This is a genomic window from Streptomyces neyagawaensis (assembly GCF_023516595.1).
GTDB lineage: Bacteria > Actinomycetota > Actinomycetes > Streptomycetales > Streptomycetaceae > Streptomyces > Streptomyces neyagawaensis.
In genome coordinates, this window is record NZ_JAMGBG010000129.1 from 1 (window position 1) to 6,821 (window position 6,821).

General features: G+C 67.9%; 7 protein-coding genes. 3 read left to right on the forward strand and 4 right to left on the reverse strand.

The features are described 5' to 3' along the window. The 4 genes from M8J73_RS36685 to M8J73_RS45340 all read right to left on the reverse strand — a co-directional run. Positions 1–690, reverse strand: a 690-nt coding sequence (locus M8J73_RS36685) for an SDR family NAD(P)-dependent oxidoreductase (protein WP_249829587.1), incomplete at its 3' end; no start/stop codon positions are given. Positions 691–764: 74 nt separating this feature from the next. After that, positions 765–1,862: an alanine racemase gene (locus tag M8J73_RS36690; protein ID WP_249829588.1), complete on the reverse strand. Its 1,098-nt coding sequence runs from the start codon at positions 1,860–1,862 to the stop codon at positions 765–767. 5 nt (positions 1,863–1,867) lie between these two features. Further along, on the reverse strand, positions 1,868–2,356 hold the full coding sequence (locus M8J73_RS36695; protein ID WP_240501684.1) for a RidA family protein: 489 nt from the start codon (positions 2,354–2,356) through the stop codon (positions 1,868–1,870). A gap of 382 nt (positions 2,357–2,738) precedes the next feature. After that, entirely contained in the window at positions 2,739–3,404 is a 666-nt protein-coding gene (locus M8J73_RS45340; RefSeq protein ID WP_055542124.1) for a GntR family transcriptional regulator, read from the reverse strand. A 226-nt stretch (positions 3,405–3,630) separates the two neighbouring features. Between M8J73_RS45340 and M8J73_RS36705 the strand changes: the two genes are divergently transcribed. The 3 genes from M8J73_RS36705 to M8J73_RS36715 all read left to right on the forward strand — a co-directional run. Beyond that, on the forward strand, positions 3,631–4,311 hold the full coding sequence (locus tag M8J73_RS36705) for a haloacid dehalogenase type II (protein ID WP_055542123.1): 681 nt from the start codon (positions 3,631–3,633) through the stop codon (positions 4,309–4,311). A gap of 76 nt (positions 4,312–4,387) precedes the next feature. Beyond that, positions 4,388–5,815, forward strand: a complete 1,428-nt coding sequence (locus M8J73_RS36710) for an NAD(P)/FAD-dependent oxidoreductase (protein ID WP_249829589.1) — start codon at positions 4,388–4,390, stop codon at positions 5,813–5,815. Positions 5,816–5,853: 38 nt separating this feature from the next. Beyond that, on the forward strand, positions 5,854–6,821 hold a 968-nt coding region (locus M8J73_RS36715), incomplete at its 3' end, for an FAD-dependent oxidoreductase (RefSeq protein WP_249829590.1).

Sequence of the window (6,821 nt, forward strand, 5' to 3'; positions counted from 1 at the left end):
CACGTACGACGACTCCGACGACGCGAAGAAGAGCACCGCGTCGGCGACCTCTTCGGGGGTGGCGAGGCGCTGGAGCGGGATCGTGCTCTCGCGCTGGCGGCGGTAGGCCTCGGGGTCGGGCCTGCGCTGGAACGCCGCTTCGATGATCGGCGTGGCGGTCAGGCCCGGAGCGACGACGTTGACGCGGATGTTGCGCGGGGCCCACTCGATCGCCGCGCCCTTGGCGAGCATGATGAGGCCCCCCTTGGCGGCGGAGTACAGGACCTGCCCGGCCATGCCGACCATGCCCAGCCGTGAGCTGACGCAGACGAACGACCCGCCGGTCTCGGGCATCAGCGGCGCGAAGTGCTTCATCACCAGGAACGCGCTGAGCAGGTTGCTCTCCAGCACGTTCCTCGCGTCGTCGCAGGCCATCTCGGTGAGTGGACCGTCGGCCTGCAGACCGTGGTTGATGACGACGGCGTCGACGGTGCCGAAGGACTCCGCGGCCTGCTTGGCCAAGTGCTCGACGAACGTCTCGTCGTTGAGGTCTCCGGGAATGTACAGATCGTCGGGCTGAGCGCTGTCGAGCCGCTCCTTCCGGCCGGTGAGCAACAGCCGCCCGCCCTCCCGGCGGAAGTGGGAACTCACCGCCTGCCCTATGCCACTGCTGGCGCCTGTCACCAGGGCCGTGACGTTCTTGAGTCTCATCAGGCACTCCTCTTACGGGGGAGGTCGGTCGGGGGTGGGGGCTCGGGGAGGACGGGAGTCTCGTCCCATGCCGGTCAGTTGAGGAATCCGCGGGCGTCGACGGGCCAGCGCTCCAGCGATGTGCCCGTGCTGTCGGTGACGATGAGTTCCTCGAAGCCGAGGACGACCGGGCAGACATGGTTCGGCACGACCGGTACGACACTGCCGACGCTGGGGCGGAACTCACCGTCCGGCAGCGGGAGGAACCCGTGGTACTCGTTGACCTTGGACAGGACCGCTGTCGTGCCGGCGATGCCGCCGTAGCCGATCTCGGGGCTGCCTTCTTTGCTGAGGGCCTTGTTGCCCACATCGAGGATGACCTGGCCGGGGACCCAGTCGCTGACCACGGTGCCGGCGACGAACAGCGCGATCTGGTCTTCCGTGCAGGCGCCCAGCCGGGCGTTGTTCAGATCGCCGAAGACATACTCGCCGGGACGGATCTCGGTGATCACACTGCTGGTGGAGAACTCGAGGGTGGGAGTGGAGCCGGCGCTGACCACCTCCGCCGTGACCCCGACACCTTCGAGGCTGCGCACCGCAGCGGTGAGCGCAGCCTCCTGATCCCGCGCCGCACGTCGGCGAGCGTCCGGGCCGGTGCAGCCGTGACCGGGATAGGTGAAGACGCCCACCGGCACCAAGCCGCGCTTGCGGGCGGCGAGCGCGAGATCACCCGCGGCCTCGGGGGGCGCCCCGGAACGACGGGCACCGCAGTCGACCTCGATCACGACCTGCAGCCGGTCCGGTTCGTCTCCCACCGCGTCGGCGAGAGCCTCGATCGCCGCGACGTTTTCTACGCCGACCCGCAGCCGGGCGGACTCGGCGAGCCGGCGGATCCGGGCCTTCTTCGACCCTGCGGCCCAGATCGGGTAGGCGAGGAAGATGTCGTCGAACCCGGCCGCGGCGAAGACCTCGGCCTCACCGACGTTTCCCGTGGTGATGCCGACCGCGCCCGCCTCGATCTGGCGTCGCCCGATCTCCACGCACTTGTGCGTCTTGACGTGCGGCCTGACCTGGATGTTGCGCTGGTCGGCGAACCCCTGGACGCGGTCGATGTTGCCCTGCATGACGTCGACCAGCACGATCGGCGCGGGGGTGTCGATCCGCTCGACCAGAGCGTCGAGTGCTCGTTGCATCCGGTTCACGCCGCCTGCCTCGGGACGGCGGTGCACACCATCTGGATCTCGACAGGGCTGTTCAGCGGCAGCCCGGCGACACCGATCGCGGTGCGAGCGTGCCGTCCGTTCTCCCCCAGCACCTCGATCAGCAGGTCACTGGCCGCGTTGGCGACCTGCGACTGCTGACCGAAGTCCGGCGTGCTGGCGACGAAGACCAGCATCTGCACGATCCGGACCCGCTCCAGCTCGCCCACGGCCTGCACAGCGGCGGCGAGAGCATTGAGCGCGGCATGGCGGGCCAGTGACCGCGCCGTCTCCAGCTCGACGTCCCGGCCGACAATGCCCTGACCCAGCAACCAACCGTCCTTGTAGGGCAGTTGGCCCGAGATGTGGATGCTGGAGCCCACCGACCGGTGGTGCACGTAGTACGGGTTGTCGGCGAGTTCGGGAAGGGCGAGGCCCAGGGCCTGAAGCCGAGCGGAAGCCGAACCGGTGCTCACCTCCGACGTCACGGACCGGCTCATCGCGTCACCGCCGCAGACGGCACGGGGGACATAACAAGACACTTGATGCCAAATTTGTGTTTCATGCGAATCCTGCTCATCTGTACTCGACACCTCTCCTCGAGTAGCAGGGGCGACAAAGCGCCATGGAGTGGCTTAAAGCCGCCACCGATTGTCGTTTGTCGACCATATGGCGGCCTGAAGAGCACTGTCAATACAAACTTCAACGCCCGGATGCGCCCTGGGCAGCACGTGCGCACCTGCCGGCACACCGAAGAGGGAAAGAGGGACTCAGATCCGCCCGGCGCCGCTCCGCAACGTCACCGCGGCAAGCGCGTGCCGCTTCGGCGCTTCCCGCAGGGGGCGGATCCCATACGCGCCGAGGCGCACGCTACCCGTGATCCCCCGACTGGGCTCGCAGCCCCATGGGGAAGTGGGCGGCCAGTTCCTGACGGAACGCGTCGGTGTCGCCTTCCAGGGCGACCTTGGCCAACCTCTCGTGCTCGACGACCAGTTGCTGCGGGTTGTCGCTGTACGTGCGGTGATCGACGCTGAGGTAGAGGCGCAGCTTGGTCTCCCAGCCGTTCCACATGCCCTGCAGGACGCCGTGGCCCGAGAGGTCGTAGAAGAGCCGGTGGAAGCGGAGGTGCGCGTCGATGCTGGCCGGGATGTCGTCCTTCTCCATGGCCCGGCGCAGATCCTCGACGGTCCCCAGCAACTGGGGCCGCTCAGCACCGCGCAGCGCTTCGGCCGAGAGCTCGGCGGCGTACGGTTCGACGTGCAGCCGGACCGAGTCGATCTCGGCGACCTCGCGAGCGCTCACCTCTACGACGAACGCGCCGCGGTAAGGGATCTTTACGACGAGCCCTTCTTCCTCCAGCTTGGTCAGGGCCTCGCGCAGCGGGGACCGACTGATCCCCAGGTCCGTGGCGATGTGCGCCTCGCGCAGCTGGCCACCAGGAGGGACGCTTCCATCGAGGATGGCGGCACGCAACGTGCGGTAGACACCGTCCGGCGTCGTCGTCCGCTGCTCCTGCCACTCGAACTTGTGGTCCACCCCGTCACCATCCCCTGCTTACACCCGACCACCTGGTCGTTTGTCGACTATACCCCCGCCGATCCGGCGTCAACACCTCAAGCAGGCCCCCAGACATGGGCCCTGCGTGCACGTAACGCGTGAGCCCATTGACAGCCGAGGGACCAACGGTCGACAATCGACCAACAAGATGGTCGACAATCGACCAGACCGAGGAACTGCTCCGTTGCAGCACGAGGAGGACCCAGTGGTATTCGATGCCAAGCCCAAGTTCGTGACGTTCGACATGAACGGCACGCTGATCAAGTTCAGCATCAACGACGCGATGCGTGAGGTGCTGGGCGACCGGCTGCCGGCCGAGGTCGCCGATGAGTACCTGCGGATCTGCAAGGCGTACCGGATCGACGAGTGCACGGGCGCGTACCAGCCGTTCCACCAGGTCGTCGCCCGCTCCATGGAGCGCACCTCACGCAAGCTCGGTCTCGATCACCGCGAGGAGGACGCGCGGGCGGTGTACGAGACCATCCCCACCTGGGGTCCGTACCCCGGTGTCACCGAGGCACTCAACCGCCTGGCCGAAGAGGTCCCGCTGGTGATCATCACGAACAGCGACACCGCGCACGCCGAGCGCCTCGCGGAGAACCTGAAGGCCCCGTTCGAGGTCGTCATCAGCGCCGAGGAGATGGGCATCTACAAGCCGCGACTCGGCGCGTTCGACTACATGCTTGACAAGCTCGGCGTGACACCCGACGAGCTCGTGCACGTCTCCGCGAGCCCGATGTACGACCATCGCTCCGCGGCGATCGTGGGCATCGAGAACAAGGTGTACATGGACCGCGGCTGGGAGCACGACGAGCACTGGCTCGGCTACGAGCGGATCACCGACATCGCCGACCTCCCCGTCCTCTTCGGCCTTCCGCGCCCCTGACGTCCGAGCCCGAGCGGAGAACTGCCGTCATCCGCACGCGGTGCAGCGGCGAACCGGTTAGGAGAACAGTACGGCCGTGAGCCCAGAAGCAGGACACACCATGAACGCCCTCGCGGCACGACCCCGAAATGGAGAGCTCGGCTTCTGGGTGGCCCAACTGGCCGACAAGAAGCCCTCGTTCCCCCGTTTCACCGGCCAGGACTGCGTCGACGTGGCCATTGTCGGCGGCGGCTACACCGGCCTGTGGGCTGCGTACTTCGCCAAGAAGCTCGAACCGTCGCTCTCGGTCGCCGTCTTCGAGGCCGAACAGGTGGGCTACGGCGCATCGGGACGCAACGGTGGCTGGCTCTCGGCCATGCCTCCGGGCAACCGTGCCGCCTTCGCCCGCGCCGGCGGAGGACTGGCGGCGAGCCGGGCACTGCAGCAGGAATTCGTCGCCGGCGTCGACGCGGTCCTGGACATCCTCCAGGCCGAGGGCATCGACGCCGATCAGCACAAGGGCGGCGCACTCGTCGCCGCCCACACTCGGGCGGGCCTGGGCCGACTTGTCACCAGGCGTGACGCCGACCTGAAGTACGGGCTGACCGAGGACGAGAGCCGACTGCTCGACCGGGACGAGTTCCGGAGCCTGATCAATATCTCGACCGTCCACGGCGGGCTCTTCTACCAGCACTGCGCGCGGATCCACCCCGCGAAACTCGTCCATGGCCTCGCCGACACCCTGACCTCCATGGGGGTGAGGATCTACGAGGGCAGCCGCGTGACCAGCGTCGAGGGCAAGACCCTCTCCCTGGCCGACGGACGCGTCACCGCGGCGAAGACGTTCATCTGCACCGAAGGCTATTCGGGACCGCTGCTCGGCCGCCGGGCCCTGATCCCGGTCAACTCCTCGATGATCGTGACCAAGCCCCTGCCGGAGGAGGCGTGGCAGGAGATCGGCTGGGACGGGCCCCAATGCCTCAACGACTCCGCGCACACGTTCATCTACGCCCAGCGGACGGCGGACGGCCGTATCGCCATGGGGGGCCGCGGTGTCCCCTACCGCTTCGGGTCCGGTACGGGAGGAGCCGGTGCGACCGCCCAGTCCACCATCGACCTGATCTCGCACAAGCTCGGATCCTTCTTCCCGGGGATTCCCTTCGAGGTGGACCACGCCTGGTCGGGCGTCCTGGGCGTCACGCGGGACTGGAACGGCGGCGTGCACTGGGACCCCGCATCCGGGATCGGATCGTCCACCGGCTACGCGGGACACGGCGTCACGGCAGCCTACGTCGGGGGCAGGACCCTCGCGGAGCTCGCCTTCGAGAGGGAAACCGAACGCACCACCCTCCCCTGGGTCGGCTACCGGGCACGGAAGTGGGAACCGGAGCCCGTTCGCTGGCTGGGTGTTCACGCCATGTACCGGCTCTTCGGTATCGCCGACCAGTGGGAAGAGCGCAGGGGCTCCAGCAAGACCTCACTCCTGGCCAGATTCGGCAGCCGCCTCGCCGGGCTTCACGAGTAGACACCGGCCTTCACGAACCAAGAAAGGAAACCGCCCTCATGGACGCGCGACTCGCCGTCATCGGCTTGGGCAGCATCGGAAGCATGGCCCTGTGGCAGGCCTCCCGACTGTCCGACTCGGTCGTGGGCTTCGAGGCCGCCACCCCCGCCCACGGCCGCAGCGCCGTCGGCGGAGACACCCGCCTGTTCCGCATGATCTACCTCGGCAGACCCGAGTACCACCCCATCATCGAACGCTCCCGCGGCCTGTGGGCCGAGCTCGAAGCGGAAACCGGGCAGGACATCCTCACCACCACCGGGGGCCTGTCCATCGGGACGGCTAACGGCAGCTACATCAACAGCCTCCTCGAGGCCACGCGCAGAACCGGAGCCGAGCACCGCGTCCTCAACCGGGAGGAGATGGCGGAGCGCTACCCCCAGCACAACCTCCGCCCCGACGACTGCGCCGTCTACGACCCCCACGCCGGCGTTCTGCGCACCGACCGCGCCGTCAGCGCCGCGGTCGCGGCGGCCCAGGCCAACGGCGCCACCGTCCTCGAGAACACACCCGTGGACAGCATCACCGAAACCGACCACGGCGTCGTCGTCACCTCGGGCGACAGAACCTGGACATTCGAAAAGGTCATCGTCGCCTCGGGCGGCTGGTCCCGAAAACTCATGCCCGACCACCTCAAGGCCGTCACCGAAACCCATCGGATCGTCCTGACCTGGTTCATCGCCCAGGACGGCACCCAGTTCTCGCCGGAGAACTTCCCCGCCTTCAGCCGGTGGTACGAGGACCGCTCCATGTACGGCGCACCCGCCTTCGACGGCGTGACGGTCAAGGCATCCATCGACGGACCGCTGGCCGGGCGCGCGAGGGCGACCCCCGACCCGGACTCCGTGCCCAGGGAACTCACCCGGGAAGAAATCGAAAAGGCCACCGAGATCGTCACCGAATTCTTTCCCGGCCTGATCCCCACCATCGCGCGCGCCGACGCCTTCCCCGACCTCTTCACCCAGGACAG

Coding starts and splice junctions, on each gene's coding strand:
- M8J73_RS36690 (WP_249829588.1), bottom strand. CDS start 1,862: ATGCAACGAGCACTCGACGCTCTGGTCGAGCGGATCGACACCCCCGCG.